Origin of the sequence: Methanococcoides sp., assembly GCF_030594565.1 — an archaeon.
Classification (GTDB): Archaea; Halobacteriota; Methanosarcinia; order Methanosarcinales; family Methanosarcinaceae; genus Methanococcoides; species Methanococcoides seepicolus.
On record NZ_JAUVEY010000010.1, the window covers coordinates 10,496 to 27,730 of the forward strand.

A 17,235-nucleotide genomic window follows, 5' to 3' on the forward strand; every position below is an offset into this window, starting at 1 on the left:
GAAATAATAGTAGTTGAAAATCTTTATATCATAAAAACGTTTGTGTCACAAACATTAATATGGATATCTTAAAGCTTCTGAGTACATTGAATCTAATATATATTTGTCTTTTGATGTCCTTTATGGCCCTTTTGTACGGTTACAAGGTCCATATCTTCTTATTCCATCACTTTGCCCCTTTTTCTTTCTTATCCTCGATCCTGTCTCGAAGTTCATTTATTGCAAGGGTCGGTGCGACCTTTTTCGGACAAACAGCAACACATTTGTACACGGTATCACAACCCCACACTCCTGATTCCGAATCAACTATGGCAAGGCGTTCCTGCTTACTTTCCTCGTTCTCCCTTGGGTCAAGATAGAACCTCCATGCTTTTGCGAGTGCAGCAGGCCCATAATACTGTTTATCCTTAGCTGCAACGGGACATGAACCATGGCAGAGTGCACATAGGATACAATTGGTATATTGCTCGATCTTTACCTGAGTATCCCTGTCCATAAGATTCTCTTTTTCCGGTACATTTTCCTTCATCTCAAGCCAAGGCTTTATATCTTCAACCAGTGAATAGAAAGGTTCCATATCGACCACAAGGTCTCTTATCACTCTCAGGTTAGGCAATGGTTCTATCAGTATGACGTTATTGTCTATCTCCGTCTTTTTGTTAGTGATAAGAACTTCCAGATTCCCTTCATTTGTTGGCTCCTTTCTCATCTCAGAGATCTGCATTTTACAGGCAAGTCTTGGAATACGGTTGATCAGCATACTGCAGCTACCACAGACAGCACCTCTGCATGCATATCGGAATGTCAGACTCGTATCAAGCTTTTCCTGTGCGTAGAACAATGCCTCAAGAACGGTCATTCCGGGCCTATCCTCAACTTCATATTCCTGATACCAGACATTTTCCTCTTCCTGTCTCTTGACCTTGAGCGTTATCATCAGTACTCCCTCTTTTGTGGCTGGAACGCTGTAATAGTTACATCCTTGTACTCTAATCTTGGTCCATCCTGCGTAAAATACGCAAGAGTATGTTTCATCCAGTTAGCATCATCCCTTTCCAGATGATCCGTTCTGTAATGTGCTCCCCTGCTTTCCTCACGCACCAATGCACCTAGTGCGATCGTGTGGGCAAGGTCCAGCATTCCTCTAAGCTCGATGGCATTGAGAAGTTCAAGATTGAACTGCTTTGAAAGTGTCTTTACTCTCAATGATCTTGCCTGGACCTCAAGTTCTTTTATCTTAACAACCGCCTTTTCAAGTTTTTCACGCTCTCGGAAAACCCCCACGTTCTCCTGCATGTTCTTCCTGAGACTATCCTTTATATCCGCATAACTTTCCTTACTATCTCCCATAAGCTCTGAGATGTTCTTTTTTTCACTTTCAAGTGCATCTTCAAGTATCTCACCATTTGGATCCTCAAAAGTACTGATATAGTTCGCAGCATGCACTCCAGCCCTTCTTCCGAATACTACTGTATCAAGAAGGGAATTACCTCCGAGGCGATTTGCACCATGGACGCTTATGCAGGCACATTCGCCGACAGCATAAAGTCCATTTATGGGAGTGCATCCATCTTTATCGGAACTCACGCCTCCCATTGAATAATGTTGTCCCGGTTGCACTGGAATAGGCTTTTCAACAGGGTCGATACCGGCAAAATCGATACTTATCTGGCGAATTCCGGGTAAACGTTCCTCTATCAGCTTTTTTCCAAGGTGTGTAATGTCAAGTTGCACATACCCGCCTGGAAAGCCTCTTCCCTCATCGATCTCCTGCTGTATCGATCTTGCAACGATATCCCTTGGGGCTAATTCCATGGCACTTTCAGCATATCTTTTCATGAACCTTTCATGATCCTTATTATAAAGGTGGCCACCTTCTCCCCTTGCGCCTTCTGTTATCAATATATTCGTACCCAGTAGTGTTGTAGGGTGGAACTGTACAAATTCCATATCCTGCAATGGAATTCCCGCGCGATATGCAAGACTTATTCCATACCCTTTGTTGATCATAGCATTTGTCGAACGTTCATAGATACGTCCGTAACCGCCTGTGGCCAGAACAGTTGCTTTTGCCTTAAATACCTCCAGTTCTGAATCGAACAGGTTTATAGCTATAGATCCGATGCATCTGTTATCATCGATGACCAGTCGCGTTACAAGCCATTCTCTGTAAACTTTGATATTCCTTCGTGTTACCTGTTCATGAAGGCTATGTAACAGGTTATGTCCGGTCCTATCGCCTGCATAACACGTTCTGGGAAAACCAGCGCCTCCAAAAGGGCGTTGTGCAATTGTACCATCTTCGTTCCTTGAAAAATTGGTTCCCCAATGTTCCATCTCAAGAACCCTGTCAGGTGCTTCCTTTGTAAGTATTTCCACAGTATCCTGGTCTGCGAGATAATCGCTTCCCTTTATGGTATCGAAAGCATGGGATTCCCAGCTATCGTCCTTTCCAAGCGATGCATTGATACCACCCTGTGCAGCACCTGAATGGCTGCGTATGGGGGGTACTTTTGAGATAATTGCAACATCCACGCCCTTGTCGTGAAGCTCGATAGCTGCTCGAAGTCCCGAAAGACCTCCTCCGATCACAATAGTGTCGTGTGTTATCATTGTTTCACCCCGGTCATCTTCAATGGGTCTAGCAGCTCTTCTGCATCCTTTTCATCCATTATTCTCATATCTTTTACAGTTTCGATTATGGTTTTACCCCCATCGTGTGCAATATGGGCTATCTTTGCAGCTTCCTCGTAACCTATCCTTGTCGCAAGTATGGTTACAAGAGCAAGGCTTTGTTTTGACAGTTCTTCACACCTATCTCTGTTCACAGTAATTCCCCGAAGGCAGCGTTCTGTAAAAGAAGTGGCAGCTCCTGTGAGTATCTCTATGGAATTGAGGAGGTCGTATGCCAGCAGGGGTGTGAACACGTTCAGTTCGAACTGGCCACCCTGAGCTGCCATCATTATGGCGGAATCATTGCCTATTATCTGGAAGCATGCCATGTTCAACATCTCCGCCATTACCGGGTTGACCTTTCCGGGCATGATGGAGGAGCCGGGTTGTACTGCAGGTAAATTTATCTCTCCGATCCCTGTTCTGGGTCCGCTTGAAAGAAGCCGGAGGTCGTTTGTTATCTTTATCAGGCTGACCGCAATGCTGCGCAGGGAAGCTGATGCTCCCAGAATAGCTTCTGCTGCTTGGGTTGCTTCAAAAGGATTTCCTGCAATGACAAAATCCTGTCCTGTGATCGCTCTGACCTCTCGAATAGCGATATTGCTGAAATTCTCAGGTATATTCATTCCGGTACCGACAGCCGTGCCCCCCATGTTCAATTCCTAAATGCCTACGACAGATCTTTCCAGGCGTTTTATCCCAAGTTCCAGCATACGTGCATAGCCTGAGAATTCCTGTCCCAGTGTAACAGGTACTGCATCCTGAAGGTGTGTCCTGCCGGGTTTGACAATATCCATGAACTCAGCAGATTTTTCCGAAAAGATCATCAGCATATCAACAAGTGCAGGCATGAGTTCTGCGTTCATCGTCTCAACGGTTGCGATATGTATTGCAGTATGTGTGGTATCATTGGATGACTGTGACATGTTCACATGGTCATTAGGGTGAATGATGTCATATCGTCCCTTCTCATATCCCCTTATTTCAAGGGCCCGATTTGTAATGACCTCGTTCGCGTTCATGTTCTGTGAGGTTCCGGCTCCTGACTGGAAAACATCGACAACGAAGTGGTCATCGAATTTCCCTTCCCTTACTTCGGAAGCTGCTGAAATTATTGCTTTAGCTATCTCCGGTTCAAGTTTACCGGCTTCAAGATTGGCACTTGCTGAAGCTAGTTTGATAGCTGCCTGTGCCCTGATAAAAGAAGGCGGAAGCCTCTGTCTGCTTACTTTGAAATTGTTAATTGCCCGTACTGTCTGAGGTTCATAATATGCGTCCTCAGGGACCTCAATTTCCCCAAAAGTGTCTTTTTCTAATCGGATATGACCCCCTCCCACAACGGTCTTAAAACTCCTCTTTAGACGTGTTCTATTTCGGTATGATCCGATATCTCCGAATTTGTCGTACAAAGGTCGTTTATACTAAGTTTATGAACATCATCATTTCCTGTCAGTCTTGCGAATGCTTCAAGTTCCTTTGTAGAGACCTTCAGGAAATTTTCCAGTTTTTTTGCAGAAATATCGATCTTCAGCCTTGAACGAAGTTCCGGGTCCTGCGTTGTTACTCCCACCGGACATTTTCCCGTATCACACAACCGATATTGCTGGCATGCACATGCCATAAGTGCGGCTGTGCCAATTGCTATAGCATCTGCTCCCAATGCAAGGGCCTTTGCATAATCGGGTGAGGTCCTCAAACCGCCGGTTATGATCAATGAGATATCCTCTATGCCTTTCTCATCCAGATATCTTCTTGCACGCCAGAGTGCGAAAATAGTGGGAATGGATGTGGAGTTCTTGACAAACTTCAATGCCGCTGCAGTAGCTCCCGGCCTGCCATCAATGGTGATGAAATCGGGTTTTGCATAAGTAGCAACTTCAAGATCAGCTTCAATGTTCCCGGCTGCGATCTTTATTCCTATCGGTTTACCGCCGGAAGTTTCCCTGAGCCATTCCACTTTCTTCTTTAGATCATCCTTGTTCCTGATGTCGTCAAAGTTAGCGGGGCTTACAATGTCAGTACCTTCGGGAAAGCCTCTGATATCTGCCAGCTCGAAAGTTACTTTTTCAGCGGGCAGATGTCCTCCCATTCCGGGTTTGGCAGATTGTCCTATCTTTATTTCAATGGCATCTACTTTCTTAAGGTTCTCTTCCGTCACACTGTATCTGTTTGGAACATACTCGAAAATATACTTGTATGCAGTATTCATACTCTCTTTGAGTATCCCGCCTTCCCCTGAGCACATTGCTGTCTTTACAGCCGCGCTTCCCTTTGAAAGTGCCTGTTTCACTTCCTTTGAGAGGGCACCGAAGGACATGTGTGTGATGAACACAGGTGTTTCAATGACAAGAGGATATTTTGCATTTGGTCCGATAGTAGTAGTGGTGTTCACTGGCACATCTTCGTTCAGAGGCATTTTGGCAAGTTGTGCACCTTTTATGAGTATATCATTCCAGGAGATCACATCCTGCTTTGTCCTCATGGGTTCAATGATCGATTCGCCGGTGATCGATATCTTGTGGATGTCCTCCATGAATGTCTCGAACTCATCCTTTGTTCGCTTCCATTCTCCAAGATAGCTTTTAACATCCACATCCTCAAGGGCAGAAACAGTTACTTTGGTCTTGGTGCCACATTTAGGACATGTGACTATCTCTTTGGATGTCACATGTTCAACTTCTTTCTTTTCGGTTGGCATTTGGTGGTTCTTATCAGCACCACAAATCGGACATCTCCAGTCATCAGGAAAATCTTCTGGTTTGGTTCCCGGTTTCACTTCTGTGTTCGAGTCTCCTCTTGTATCATCGTACTCAAAGACATTACAGACATTGCAGCGGTATTCCGTCATTTTTACGGCACCTTCTTTCAATTATCTTAATAATATCAGACCGGCATTTGGTGGCTCTTGTCTGCACCACATATAGGACATTTCCAGTCATCAGGAAAGTCCTCTGGCTTTGTCCCCGGGGCAATTCCCAGTTCAGCATTTCCTTCAGCATCATCGTATTCAAAAACATTACATACGTTACATCGATATTCTGTCATTTGATTCCCCCACTCCTGAAATTGATTTAAATAAAAAGTGTTATCTGTGCATCTCTTGCTTCGTTTATATAAGTGCCAACTGCGCCATATTCATCTATCCATTCGCTGCGAAGCTCATCCGCCTTTACTCCCATGATCTCCATTGTCATCTCACAGGCCAGGATCTTTCCCCCAAGTTCTTTGTAGTCGTTCATTAGCCTTTCAAGGGAAGCAACGTTAGCTTGTTTCATCCGTTTCTTGATCATCCATTTTCCAAGTCCCAGCATATGCATCTTGGACAATGGACCTTTTTCAAGCCCGCCCTTTTTCAATCTTTGAAGTCCCCAGAAAGTAAAATACATGGAAACATCCATTCCCATCGCCAGTGCTCCATTTCCCACAATAAGGGCACTGTAAAGTTTATCCATATCCCCACTATGGACTATTATGACAGCTTTATCGGTCGAGTATACTCCCCCTTCATTTTCGTATCTTTATCTTCCACTCTTTATCGTCTTCTTTTATATCGATGATCTCCAGCCCAAGTGCCTTACAAGCCATCGGAATTTCCTTCTTTGAAGCCGGATGTGTTCCAAGAATAGTTACTTCATCACCTGATTCTGCTTTTCTCAATGCCTTTCGGCATTCTACAAGAGGTACGGGGCAGGTTTCCCCCCGGGTGTCGATCTCAATTTCAGCCATAATATTCTCCCATGATCCCTGTAAGTCATAAAACGATACTACGCCCCACTATAATCCCATAGAAAATATCTTCATCATACTATTAAAGGATTATTACCTCGGCAAAAAAAGGGGTAATTGCTATTTTGACTGCAATTATTTACTGCTTTTTCACATGTATTCGCTTTGTATCTTTATGATCTCATTACTGTCCTTGGCTTTTGAATAATCTTCGAGTGGCTCTTTGTTCATATCAAGGAACACATGTCCCCAGTTGAACTTTGACAGTATATTTTCAGCCTGTTTCTTGTTGCCCAGAATATAAAGTGCTGCTGCGAAAGCTTCCACTGATGTGAGCTTGAAAGGTCTTCCGAAATTGACTGGATTGGTAGCTACAAGGTAGGGAAGAGCACGATGTTGTAGATGTAATCTCATAAGGTGCGGGAATACTTCTTCTACTGTCTCCCAGGAGCAATCAAGGACGGTGATGTTCTGTTCGTTCTTGTCCGCAGGGGACAATGCCTGCTTTGCCATGGGATCCAGTAATATGGAGCCACGGGGAATCTTCTGTACTTTATCAAAGATACGGGCAAGGTCAAAACGCGCCATTTTTTTCCCGGTACATTTTTTCGGGTCACACTGTTTAGCATGGAAAATGTGAAGGTGATAATCTTTATCTATCTGCTTCTTCATGGATCATAGATTAGTTTTTTAAGCTTATATTCTTTGGGCAGCTTCCATGTCGGCTTAGTTCCTTTGGAATTGGCACAATGTGAATTCAGTTTGCGTATATGTATCGATTGTATATACAATAGCAAACTCAGGCATGATCTATATTATTTCACATAACAATGCCTTATGAAGTGTATTTCAACGCTGATCACTGTGTGTGAATATTTTTATGAAATGTATTCCTACACTTAAAATGGGGTGTTATGTTCAAACCAATGCAATCAGATCCAAAAATGAGGGGGGATCCCGACACTGAGCAGAGCCCAGTGCCGGGTTCAAAGTGGTGGTGGTAGTACATTCGTTTTTTCCTAAAAAGTGTATCCAAATAGGGTTTGGCTATAAGTATAATACTTCTTAGTACTCTCGAGCTATGAACTCATTGTATATATATGTTAACGCTATGAATATTTCAAATTGTACAAAACGGGCATGTCTACAGTTCGGTCTAGTTGTATTTCCCTTTTTTTAGAATAGGCTACAATGTAAATATGATGTCAATATAGATAGCTACATTTCCATTTATACTAAATAACAGGACAAGGTGTCTAGATGAACATTATTAAAGGAGCTATCATAGGATCGATCTGTACGTTAGTTCTTTACATGGTACCGGTCTTAAACGCACTCTCACCGTTCTTTGGGTGTGCTATCGGTGGATATGTGGCAAAAGAAGGTGGTATTGGCGGCGTCAAGGTTGGTCTGCTGATGACATTGTTGTTTGCTGTACCTGGATTCCTTATCTCAGGAGTTTTTGTTGCACTAATGTCCGAAATACCAGTGATCGGTGCAATTTTGGCAGGTTCAGGTATCGTTATTACAATTGCTATTATGATTTATACTGCGATCTTCGGTATCATTGGCGGTGTTGTTGGTGGTGCCGTGGCTGATGATCGATAACCTTACTCTTATCATCTAAGGAGTATTTTGATGGTTCGCAACGATCTGGTCATGGAGGTCCCCTGGGATGTTGAAGCTACACTTCTGTCAAGACCTAACAGGTTTCTTGGCATTGTAGAGCTGGACCCATCCACTTTTCCATCATCCAATTTCACTTCTTCTTCTGGGTTCATTCAGGAGAAAGTTCACATTCATGATCCCGGCAGGCTTGAAGACCTCCTTTTTCCCGGGAACAGGCTGCTTTTAAGAAAAGCTACCAATCCCAAGCGTAAAACAGGATGGGATGTGATTGCTGCAAAGGCTGATGACGGTTGGATATTGATAAATTCGGCATTCCATCGCAAAATAGCTGAATGGGCAATAGCAAATAAGGTATGCTCCTGTTTTGAAAATGTGCTTGAGGTCATACCCGAACAGAAATTCGGGGATAGCCGTCTGGATTTTTTGCTGAAGAAAAGTGATACTGAATTATGGGTCGAAGTAAAAGGGTGCACACTTATCGATGGTAGTACTGCCACTTTTCCTGATGCTCCAACTACAAGGGGGAAAAGGCATGTTGGGGAGTTGAAAAAAGCATTGGAAAGTGGATCTGAGGCACTTATAATGTTTATCGTTCTCCGAAAAAATGCTTCCTGTTTTAAAGCGAACGCGAGTATTGATCCTGATTTTGCAGAGACTTTCAAGGATGCTGTCAATGCCGGGGTGCAAGTATGTCCTTTAGTGTTCAGCTATGAGGGAAGGGAATTATTCTATATGGGAAAGGTTCCTTTATGCACTGACGAATACAATTCCATTTAATAATTGATGTGTTTTCAAATATAATTCCGGTTAATAATGACTTTAGGAGTGTTAAAAATGAATATTAAGGAAACGGTCAGGATGCATTCCAGACCAACAGGGGAAGAAGGCAAGGAGATAGGTCTGAAAATGAACGAGCATCATTTTAAGCTGTGGGGATGGGGACTTAACCATGTTAGTGTTGAACCTGACTCCAGCATACTTGATGTTGGATGTGGCGGCGGTCGTACTGTCAGCATCCTTGCAGAACTTGCAGAAAAGGGCAAGATATATGGTATCGATCACTCACAGGATATGGTGGATCTTGCTACTGAATACAACAGCAAGGAAGTAGACCTTGGACGTGTGACCATCATGGAGTCCTCGGTCTCAGAACTACCGTTCCCGTATGATAAATTCGATCTTGTGACCGCATTTGAGACCTGTTATTTCTGGCCGGACCTTGAGGAAGGTCTAAGGGAGATCAAGCGCGTTCTCAAAAAAGGCGGTACGCTTCTGATCGTCAATGAAATGTACGACCATGAACTTTTTACTGAGCGTAATTCTCCTTATAATACTGCAAAGGGAATGAACATCTACTCTGCTGAAGAATACAGGAAAGCACTCACTAGTGCAGGGTTTTTAGCTATTGAGATCGATGAGGTCCCTGAGGACAATTGGATAACCGTTGTAGCAAAGAAATAAGATATCCATGCAGCTCACAAGGCATGTTCATGCAATAAAGATACCTTTTACCCTGATGGGTAATTCTGGTGAGCGGATCGAACGTTATGTTCATTCATATCTTATCTATAGTCGTGATGTTTGCCTTGTAGATTGCGGGGTCGCTGGGTCGGAGAAGATCATCTTCGATCATATTAAGGCGACAGGAAGGGATCCAAATGAGATCTCACTTATCGTCCAGACGCATTCCCATGCGGACCACACAGGTTCCACTCCTGCAATAAAAGAGCTTACAGGTTGCAAAGTAGCAGCTCACAGGGAGGCCGTTGAGTGGATCGAGCATCCGGACATTCAGGCAAAGCTACGTCCAGTTCCGGGTTTTGAGAATATTACCGGTGGTTCGGTCAAGGTCGATGACATTCTCGAAGATGGTGATCTCATCGAGCTTGATGATGTTCTCTCCCTGAAGGTCATGCACACTCCGGGACACTCTAGAGGTTCCATCTCTTTGATGCTACTCCCTGACAACGTATTGTTCACGGGAGATGCTCTTCCTCTTGTTGGCGATATTCCGATATATGAGGATGTTGAACAAGTTCTTTCATCTCTCAGAAGGATAAAGGATGTCGACAACATCGAGACCCTTCTATCATCATGGGACGATCCTGTGAAGGGTGAGGATGCCTACAGTTATATCGATGGCTGCATCGAACATATCCATCGTATCCATGAAGCTGTTGTTGAATTCTCTTCAGTTTCATGGGAAAAGGTAATGGATGAGATCGGTTTGGAAGGTGTGGCCATAAATCCTCTTGTTTTGAGGTCGCTTGAAGCTCATTTGAATACGGATATCGAGCTTTTATGATCTCGTTTCCTTCTTTTTCCTCAAAACCATCCAGACCATTATTCCTGAGAGCACTATCATCAAACTGCTGATCTGGAATGGCGTTTCAAAGCTGACATATCCTCCGAAAATTCCGCCGATGAGGGGACCTACTGCAACTCCTGCTGCCTGTGCACTTGTGATGGTGCTTATCCGGCTGCTGATGTTGTACTCTCCTACAATATCGACCGCAAGGGCAAGTAGCGGGGTTTCAACTGCTGCCATGGCTATTCCCTGAAGTAGCCTTAAGAATATGAGTGAATTAATGTCTGGTGCATAACCAAGGGCAAAAACTATCAGAGCATTGAAGAATATTCCGCAAAGGATCGGTAGTTTTCTTCCAAAGCGGTCTGAGAACATCCCGATAGGCACTTGAAATATTATTCTCGAGATCACGTATGCAGACAGGGCAACACCAAGCAGGAGTTCGCTTGCACCCAGTCTTGTCTGGTATGCAGGAAGGAGTGAGAGGATCAGCATTATTCCCACAAGCATCATGAACATTGCAACAGCAAGCACTCTGATGATGAACGGATCATCAACATGTGACACTTCAACAGTGGCTACTTCATGTGATCTTGTTTCTTTCACGAAGACAGCGATCATGAATGCACTTATCATCACAAGGGCTGCACTTACATAGAACCCTGCAACAAATCCATAGTATGTCACCACCGCACCGCCTACAAGCGTACCAATTCCAAAGGAAGCTCCGCGCAGGGTGGAATATATGCCGATGGCCTGACCTCTTACTGTGGATGTTGAAAGATGAGTGATCATTGCAACGATGGCAGGAATTGTTGCACCTATTGCAATTCCCTGAACCGTCCTTAAGACAAGTATAGATTCAAAAGAGTCTGATACGGAATAAAGATAGCATATAATTGAAAAAACAGCATATCCGAGGAGCAGAAAACCTTTCCTTTTATTGAGTTGTTCGCTCAATCTTCCCATGTATGGTTGGGAAATGGAATTAGCCAGCCCGAAAACAGTTGTTGCAAGACCTGCTTTGAGTACTATAGGCATGTCCTGAAGGATGAGGGAATCTATGTTCGCAACATACAATGGAATTATGAATACCATCATTCCGGTTGCAAGGTCCTTGAATATTTTGGACAATGAAAGAATGTACAGTTGATGGTCAACAAGACGGCTGATTCCAGGCATGTATATATTTATTTGTAATGGATGTGATATAAATTATTCATTACTGTCCATTATCCTGTCTTACTATCCCTTCTACCGGAATAGTGAACGTGAATATACTTCCCTTACCCTTTTCACTATCCACCCATATATTCCCTCCGTGCATTTCAACAAAGCTCTTGACAAGGGCAAGTCCGAGACCGGTGCCCTGATAGTTCCTTGAAGCAGCGGAGTCTATTTGTTGGAATGGCTGGAAGAGCTTTTCGATGTATTTCTTGTCTATTCCTATTCCGCTATCTTTTATGCGTATCTGTACAAGTTCGTCATCATAGAGAGCTTTTATGGAGATTGCACCTTTCTCATCAGTGAATTTAATAGCGTTACTTAATAGGTTGTAAAGTATCTGTTTAATTTTCTGTTTGTCAGCAGTTATCAATGAGAGTCTTTCATCGAGATCTGTAGCTATTTCAATGCTCTTTTCTACTGCAAGTGGGTTCAATAGTGTCACAACATTTGTGATGATATCACTTATGGGGAACGTTTCATAGTAAAGTTCCATCTTTCCAGACTCTACTTTTGAGAGGTCGAGAATATCATTGATGAGACTTAACAGGTGTTTGCCTCCGGTCAGGATGTTATTGGCATACTTCTCCTGTTTGTCATTGATGTCCCCAATGGTCCTTTCCATAAGGAGTCCTGAAAAACCGATTATAGAGTTCAAAGGTGTTCTTAGTTCATGGCTCATGTTTGCGAGGAATTCGCTCTTTGTCTGGTTCGCGGCCTCAGCAGCCAGTTTAGCTTGAATTACTATATCCTCTGCTTTTTTTCTTTCAGTGATGTCAACAATTATTCCATGGAGGTGCTTGATCTCGCCGTTTTGATCACTATGGGACAGGGTCTGTTCTTCCACCCAGTGAAGATACCCTGATCCCGATATTATCCTGTATTGGCTGATGAAATTTGGAACATTCCTTTTCAGACTTTCTTCGAGTCTGTCTTCTACACGACTTATATCATCAGGATGGATTATGTCTGCATAGTTGATCGTATTTGAGATAAAATCATTGGCACTGTAGCCAAATTGAGTGACATTTTCAGAAACGAGCTCTACAGGCCAACCCTTTGCATTTTTCCACTTGAACACGGTTGCCGGGCTATGGTCAATGATATTGTTCATCTCTTCATTAAGTTCTTGTGAACTCTGGAGGGTACTAAGAAGCTCGTTCAGGCCAATGGGGATCTTTTCGAGATCTGCACCTATATTTGTATTTGCCCGGGCCTTGAGGTCCCCGTTCAAAGCAGAATCTGCAATTTGCTTGAAGTCGTCTACAATGTCTTCGATTCTTTTGCTTATTGTATTTGCTGTTAAGGACGCAACGACTCCCATAAAGATTATTGCGATCGCTGAGAAGGATGCCAGTTCATTCCTTAAAGAAACTACTCCTGCAAGCATTTCTTTTTTTGGGACTACAAGCACGAACGAATAGTTTCCTTCTTTTAATGGTTCATAAAATGCGATGACCTCTTTTCCTGTGGTGGGATCAATTGTTTCGATCTGCCCACTTTTCCCTTCTTCGATATCTTGTGACATTTCATGGATATGGTTATTGAATTCGCATAGGGATTTGTTACCTATCCAGTCTTTATTGGTAGGGCATGACAAGATCATCCCTTTGTTGCTGCTAAGGAATGCATAACCCGACTCAAATATCGTGATGTTGTTGATCATACTGTCAAGATCGTTCAGTGATACGTCGACACCGCCGACCCCTATGAACTCACCATCAGAGAATATGGGCGTTGAATAGCTGATGACAATTTTATCATTGTACCAGTAAGGTTCAGTGATGATATCGGTCTTTAATAATTTAGGTGATGAGTAATAAGCCAGATCTTCGTAGTTCTTTAAAGGCTCTAATTCTATGGTACCGGTCAATTTGTTCCAGTATGGGATGAACCTGCCTGTGGTATCATGACCTACTGCGTTGATATATTGCTTGTCTTTTCCATCGAATGCATCGGGTTCAAATGCGACATACACTCCAATGAGTTCAGGGTTTTGGATGAGTATTTCCCGAAGGACCTGATTTGCTTCATCTCTGTCTCGCGTTGCATCGTTTGTCATTGAGTACGCGATCGTTCTTCCGATGGTATGGCTTCTCACCATATCACCGTTGAACTGATTTGCATATTTTCCGGCAGTCTCTTTAGCTTGTTGATAGGCAAGTTCTTCGTGCTGGGTCGTTGAAGTTGATATGATCAGAAAACTTGATGCTATGAGCACAAGAAATGTTCCAATAACGATGTAAATGGTTAGTCTTTTTCTGATCGAAATATTATCAAGATAATTCAAATTAACTCCATGTCATAAATTTGATCGGGGTATATTTTGCACACGTAAATATATATTTTATTTAATTATACCTCTTATCATAACTAAATTTATTTAATACTTGTGCAAGTATTTTAAGGCACATTCAAAGATTTCCACGCAATCTTTCGGCTTCCAGTATTCTTTCAATAGAAAGCTGGAGGGCTGCTCTTCTCATACTGCATTTTTCTTCACAATAAATTGGATATACTGTTTCAAAAGCTGTCATCATCTTTTTTCTTAGCTTTTCGAGGATCTTCTCTTCTTCCCAGTAATCCTGATTGAGGTTCTGTATCCATTCAAAATAACTAACAACAACGCCGCCGGCATTTGCCAGTATATCCGGTATCACCAGTACAGAGCGTCCAAGCAGGATCTGACTTGCTTCGCTAGATGTAGGTGCATTTGCAAGTTCAAGGATTATTTGTGCTTTTACATTATTTGCATTTTCAAGATCGATCTGATCTGAAAGCGCTGCTGGGATAAGCACTGTACAATCCGAGGTGATCAATTCCTTATTGGTTATCTCTTTTGCATCAGGAAAATCCATCAAATGACCTGTTCTGGATTTGTGTTCGATAACAGCTGGGATGTCAAGTCCTTTTTCATTTAATATCCCGCTAGTTGAATCACTGACCGCACATACTTTGTATCCTTTTTCATGAAGAATGCGGGCTGCGTTCTTGCCTACATTTCCAAATCCCTGTACTGCGATCTTGATGTCCGATCCTGTAATGCCCAGTTCGTTAAGGGCTGCTTCGAGGATATAGACGCCCCCAAGGGCTGTTGAATACTTCCTCACTTTGCTGCCGCCGAGGGCTAATGGTTTTCCTGTTACGATGGATGGGACATGTTCTCCCTTTATCCTTTCGAATTCGTCCATTATCCACACCATTACCTGTTCATCGGTATAGACGTCTGGTGCGGGTATGTCCTTAAATGGACCAATATAGTCGGACATTTCACGGATATAGGCGCGTGTGACCCGTTCGAGCTCTCCCCTGCTAAGCTCCTTTGTGTTCACGACTATCCCTCCTTTTGCACCTCCGAAAGGGATCTCCACTAAAGCACATTTGATCGCCATGAGGAATGCAAGGTTCTGAAGATATTCGACGGTAAGTTCAGGATGATATCGTATCCCTCCTTTGGTGGGACCCCGGGCATCGTTGTACTGAACTCGGTGACCGATGAACATCTTTGTTTTTCCGGAATCCATACGTACCGGGAAATGAACTGAGAATGAGCGTCTGGGTGTGTCCAGAATGTCTATCTCTTCCATTTTCATATCTAAACGTTCATGGATACTATCCATTTCCATCTGGCATAGTTTGCAAGTTGATGCACTATCCGAATGAATACGTTCTAATTTATTATTTGGCAAGTTCATCCCTCCATTCTGTATTGATAATTTGTATATGATAGTTAATATTCGTTTTCTAAAATTGCTTCTTGTGAAATTTGCAGAAAGGTAAGGGTCCTTAAAGAAAGAATATGGCACTAATTTTTAGCAACACGTGACCTTTTTGCTAAAGTATCAATTTATTTGGTGGGGGTGATGCTTGCACTTTTCTTCGGAATCTTTGGTGCAGTAGCTTATTTTTTCATTGGCAGGAAATAAGTTCCCTGCCGTTTCTTATTTATTTTTAATATTGCTACGTTGGACCAAAATTCAACAAAAACCGTTCACTGTTTTCTTAATCTGGGTGCAAGCTCCCTTGGGATCCTTTTGTATCCCATAAGGTAGATGCCAAGTATCATCAGGATGAACGACTGGAAATATGTTATGTTGCTGTTCGAAATGTAGGGTATGCCAATTCCAAATAGATTGTTCAAAGCAGAAAGTAAGAATACGAATCCAATTATTTCGCTTATGATGTTTTGATTCTTGTCGATTATCCCCATAGTTGATCTCCATTACTGTTGACGGAATTTGCTGTTAAATGTTGGTCTTTTGGGTTAATAAAGGTTCGGCTTTGTATATGTCATTAAAATGACTACTCAGGGGGTCAATGTTTACGATATATGCTAACTCTTAAATAAGCAGAGACTCAATATTTCTATTAAGTTATTTTTGTGGACAACCCTCGTTTATATTTCACTAATGTTATATTAATCATAGAAAACATTGAGCTATTTATGGTCCTTTAGAGGTGACTATTTGAAAACTATAGAGAATCCGGAAAATGATGATCCTGCTGTTGTAAGGGCGAATGATGTTTGTCGTTCTTATCAGGTAGGTGATATGATGGTTCCAGTTCTTAAAAATGTGAACCTGCTTGTTAAAAAAGGAGAATTTGTAGCTATAATGGGTCCTTCGGGTTCAGGTAAAAGTACACTTATGAACCTTATAGGCTGTCTGGACCGGCCTACATGTGGTAGTGTCATTCTAATGGGCAAAGATGTGAGCACTATTTCTGATGATGAACTGGCAAGACTTCGGGGGCTGGAAATTGGTTTTGTGTTCCAGAGCTTCAATCTTGTTCCGAGGCTGACAGCTCTTGAGAATGTAGAACTTCCTACCTATGCCAATAGCAGGCCAGGTGTTGATAATAGAAAACATGCAAAGGAGCTTCTGGAATTGGTGGGGTTGGAAGATCGAATGAATTACCGTCCAACTGAACTTTCAGGCGGGCAATCCCAGAGGGTGGCTGTTGCACGTTCTCTGATCAATGACCCTTCCCTTATCCTGGCCGATGAGCCTACCGGAAACCTTGATTCCAAAACCGGTAAGGAGATAATGGACCTGTTCACTGATCTCAACAAAAAGGGACGTACTGTTATAATGATCACGCATGATCCAAATCTTGCAAAAATATATGCTGACCGGGTGATAAACCTGAAAGATGGATCTGTCGAAGACCGTACTGATGTCATTAATTGATAGAAGGGTGGAGTATATTGTGAAAAACTATAAAAGACCGATCGGAATTCTGATACTGTTCATGGTATTTTTTGTTGCTGTAGCTCCCATGCTTGCTGGTGCAGAATCTTCCAGCAGTACATTAAGGGCGGACCTCTTGAGGTATGATCCATATCCTGCAGAAATAGGTGCTTATGTAGATGTATGGATAAAAGTTGAGAATTTTGCATCCGGGACTGCTGAAGATGTCACAATTAAGATCGAGCCTGATTATCCTTTATCACTGGATTCAGAAAACAATGCCATGGAGAATTTCGGCATATTACCTCCTGACAGGGCTGCTATCCATGAGTATCGCCTTTATGTGGATGATGGTGCAAAGGCAGGTACAGGCAGTTTTGACATACTGTATCGTGCGAGTGATGACTCCTCCTGGCAAAAAAGTACTTTTGATATCAAAGTAGGCTCCACCACTTTTGATAGCAAAGGTACCGTGGGGCTCTCAAA

Annotated in this window: 16 protein-coding genes and 3 pseudogenes; 6 read left to right on the top strand and 13 right to left on the bottom strand. The window is 42.8% G+C overall.

Annotated elements, in window-relative coordinates; translation table 11 throughout:
- Nucleotides 1-166 precede the first annotated feature (166 nt).
- The 9 genes and pseudogenes from QAS77_RS01730 to QAS77_RS01770 all read right to left on the bottom strand — a co-directional run bounded on the left by QAS77_RS01730 (nt 167) and on the right by QAS77_RS01770 (nt 7,071).
- Complete coding sequence (locus QAS77_RS01730; RefSeq protein WP_305063946.1) at nt 167-937, bottom strand: succinate dehydrogenase/fumarate reductase iron-sulfur subunit; 771 nt, start codon at nt 935-937, stop codon at nt 167-169.
- Nucleotides 937-2,613 (bottom strand): FAD-dependent oxidoreductase, encoded by a 1,677-nt coding sequence (locus QAS77_RS01735; RefSeq protein WP_305063947.1) that lies wholly within the window; start codon nt 2,611-2,613, stop codon nt 937-939. The genes QAS77_RS01730 and QAS77_RS01735 overlap by 1 nt, the downstream gene beginning before the upstream one ends.
- Nucleotides 2,610-3,011, bottom strand: coding sequence for a hypothetical protein (locus QAS77_RS01740; protein ID WP_331521927.1), 402 nt, complete (start codon nt 3,009-3,011; stop codon nt 2,610-2,612). The genes QAS77_RS01735 and QAS77_RS01740 overlap by 4 nt, the downstream gene beginning before the upstream one ends.
- Nucleotides 2,991-4,010, bottom strand: a pseudogene (locus QAS77_RS01745) (lyase family protein); the annotation flags it as partial. The pseudogene QAS77_RS01745 and the gene QAS77_RS01740, both read right to left, overlap by 21 nt.
- A 20-nt stretch (nt 4,011-4,030) precedes the next feature.
- Entirely contained in the window at nt 4,031-5,521 is a 1,491-nt protein-coding gene (locus QAS77_RS01750; RefSeq protein ID WP_305063948.1) for a glutamate synthase-related protein, read from the bottom strand.
- Between the two features lie 35 nt (nt 5,522-5,556).
- Nucleotides 5,557-5,718: a rubredoxin gene (locus QAS77_RS01755; protein WP_305063949.1), complete on the bottom strand. Its 162-nt coding sequence runs from the start codon at nt 5,716-5,718 to the stop codon at nt 5,557-5,559.
- 26 nt (nt 5,719-5,744) lie between these two features.
- Nucleotides 5,745-6,158: pseudogene (locus QAS77_RS01760) on the bottom strand (DsrE/DsrF/DrsH-like family protein); the annotation flags it as partial.
- A gap of 19 nt (nt 6,159-6,177) precedes the next feature.
- Nucleotides 6,178-6,399 carry a sulfurtransferase TusA family protein gene (locus tag QAS77_RS01765; RefSeq protein ID WP_305063950.1) on the bottom strand — a complete coding sequence of 74 codons (222 nt, stop codon included), beginning with the start codon at nt 6,397-6,399 and terminating at the stop codon, nt 6,178-6,180.
- A gap of 150 nt (nt 6,400-6,549) precedes the next feature.
- On the bottom strand, nt 6,550-7,071 hold the full coding sequence (locus QAS77_RS01770; RefSeq protein ID WP_305063951.1) for a DUF367 family protein: 522 nt from the start codon (nt 7,069-7,071) through the stop codon (nt 6,550-6,552).
- 588 nt (nt 7,072-7,659) lie between these two features.
- Here QAS77_RS01770 and QAS77_RS01775 point away from each other — a divergent pair.
- Genes QAS77_RS01775 through QAS77_RS01790 form a run of 4 tightly spaced genes read left to right on the top strand, consistent with a single transcriptional unit; the run spans nt 7,660 to nt 10,333 of the window.
- Nucleotides 7,660-8,007: a DUF5518 domain-containing protein gene (locus QAS77_RS01775; protein WP_250867452.1), complete on the top strand. Its 348-nt coding sequence runs from the start codon at nt 7,660-7,662 to the stop codon at nt 8,005-8,007.
- 30 nt (nt 8,008-8,037) lie between these two features.
- Nucleotides 8,038-8,805, top strand: coding sequence for a DNA/RNA nuclease SfsA (sfsA, locus tag QAS77_RS01780; RefSeq protein WP_305063952.1), 768 nt, complete (start codon nt 8,038-8,040; stop codon nt 8,803-8,805).
- 57 nt (nt 8,806-8,862) lie between these two features.
- Entirely contained in the window at nt 8,863-9,489 is a 627-nt protein-coding gene (locus tag QAS77_RS01785; RefSeq protein WP_305063953.1) for a class I SAM-dependent methyltransferase, read from the top strand.
- Between the two features lie 7 nt (nt 9,490-9,496).
- Nucleotides 9,497-10,333 (top strand): MBL fold metallo-hydrolase, encoded by an 837-nt coding sequence (locus QAS77_RS01790; protein ID WP_305063954.1) that lies wholly within the window; start codon nt 9,497-9,499, stop codon nt 10,331-10,333.
- On the opposite strand, the gene QAS77_RS01795 is transcribed toward QAS77_RS01790, so the two are convergent.
- The 4 genes from QAS77_RS01795 to QAS77_RS01810 form a co-directional block, all read right to left on the bottom strand.
- The gene (locus tag QAS77_RS01795) at nt 10,328-11,518 is read right to left on the bottom strand and encodes an MFS transporter (protein WP_305063955.1); all 1,191 of its coding nucleotides are present in this window, start codon (nt 11,516-11,518) and stop codon (nt 10,328-10,330) included. The two genes, QAS77_RS01790 and QAS77_RS01795, sit on opposite strands and share 6 nt — an antisense overlap.
- A 40-nt stretch (nt 11,519-11,558) precedes the next feature.
- Nucleotides 11,559-13,850: an ATP-binding protein gene (locus QAS77_RS01800; RefSeq protein WP_305063956.1), complete on the bottom strand. Its 2,292-nt coding sequence runs from the start codon at nt 13,848-13,850 to the stop codon at nt 11,559-11,561.
- Nucleotides 13,851-13,974: 124 nt separating this feature from the next.
- On the bottom strand, nt 13,975-15,249 hold the full coding sequence (locus QAS77_RS01805; protein WP_250867458.1) for a Glu/Leu/Phe/Val family dehydrogenase: 1,275 nt from the start codon (nt 15,247-15,249) through the stop codon (nt 13,975-13,977).
- Between the two features lie 302 nt (nt 15,250-15,551).
- Nucleotides 15,552-15,770: a hypothetical protein gene (locus QAS77_RS01810; RefSeq protein ID WP_250867459.1), complete on the bottom strand. Its 219-nt coding sequence runs from the start codon at nt 15,768-15,770 to the stop codon at nt 15,552-15,554.
- A 256-nt stretch (nt 15,771-16,026) separates the two neighbouring features.
- Here QAS77_RS01810 and QAS77_RS01815 point away from each other — a divergent pair, with 256 nt between their 5' ends.
- Nucleotides 16,027-16,749, top strand: a complete 723-nt coding sequence (locus tag QAS77_RS01815; protein ID WP_276575050.1) for an ABC transporter ATP-binding protein — start codon at nt 16,027-16,029, stop codon at nt 16,747-16,749.
- 19 nt (nt 16,750-16,768) lie between these two features.
- A pseudogene (locus QAS77_RS01820) lies at nt 16,769-17,235 on the top strand (COG1361 S-layer family protein); the annotation flags it as partial.

Bases quoted from the DNA above. Each gene is read 5' to 3' on its own strand.
- QAS77_RS01730 (WP_305063946.1), bottom strand. From the start codon at position 937: ATGATAACGCTCAAGGTCAAGAGACAGGAAGAGGAAAATGTCTGGTAT.
- QAS77_RS01735 (WP_305063947.1), bottom strand. From the start codon at position 2,613: ATGATAACACACGACACTATTGTGATCGGAGGAGGTCTTTCGGGACTT.
- QAS77_RS01740 (WP_331521927.1), bottom strand. From the start codon at position 3,011: ATGTTGAACATGGCATGCTTCCAGATAATAGGCAATGATTCCGCCATA.
- QAS77_RS01750 (WP_305063948.1), bottom strand. From the start codon at position 5,521: ATGACGGAATACCGCTGCAATGTCTGTAATGTCTTTGAGTACGATGAT.
- QAS77_RS01755 (WP_305063949.1), bottom strand. From the start codon at position 5,718: ATGACAGAATATCGATGTAACGTATGTAATGTTTTTGAATACGATGAT.
- QAS77_RS01765 (WP_305063950.1), bottom strand. From the start codon at position 6,399: ATGGCTGAAATTGAGATCGACACCCGGGGGGAAACCTGCCCCGTACCT.
- QAS77_RS01770 (WP_305063951.1), bottom strand. From the start codon at position 7,071: ATGAAGAAGCAGATAGATAAAGATTATCACCTTCACATTTTCCATGCT.
- QAS77_RS01775 (WP_250867452.1), top strand. From the start codon at position 7,660: ATGAACATTATTAAAGGAGCTATCATAGGATCGATCTGTACGTTAGTT.
- sfsA (WP_305063952.1), top strand. From the start codon at position 8,038: ATGGTTCGCAACGATCTGGTCATGGAGGTCCCCTGGGATGTTGAAGCT.
- QAS77_RS01785 (WP_305063953.1), top strand. From the start codon at position 8,863: ATGAATATTAAGGAAACGGTCAGGATGCATTCCAGACCAACAGGGGAA.
- QAS77_RS01790 (WP_305063954.1), top strand. From the start codon at position 9,497: ATGCAGCTCACAAGGCATGTTCATGCAATAAAGATACCTTTTACCCTG.
- QAS77_RS01795 (WP_305063955.1), bottom strand. From the start codon at position 11,518: ATGCCTGGAATCAGCCGTCTTGTTGACCATCAACTGTACATTCTTTCA.
- QAS77_RS01810 (WP_250867459.1), bottom strand. From the start codon at position 15,770: ATGGGGATAATCGACAAGAATCAAAACATCATAAGCGAAATAATTGGA.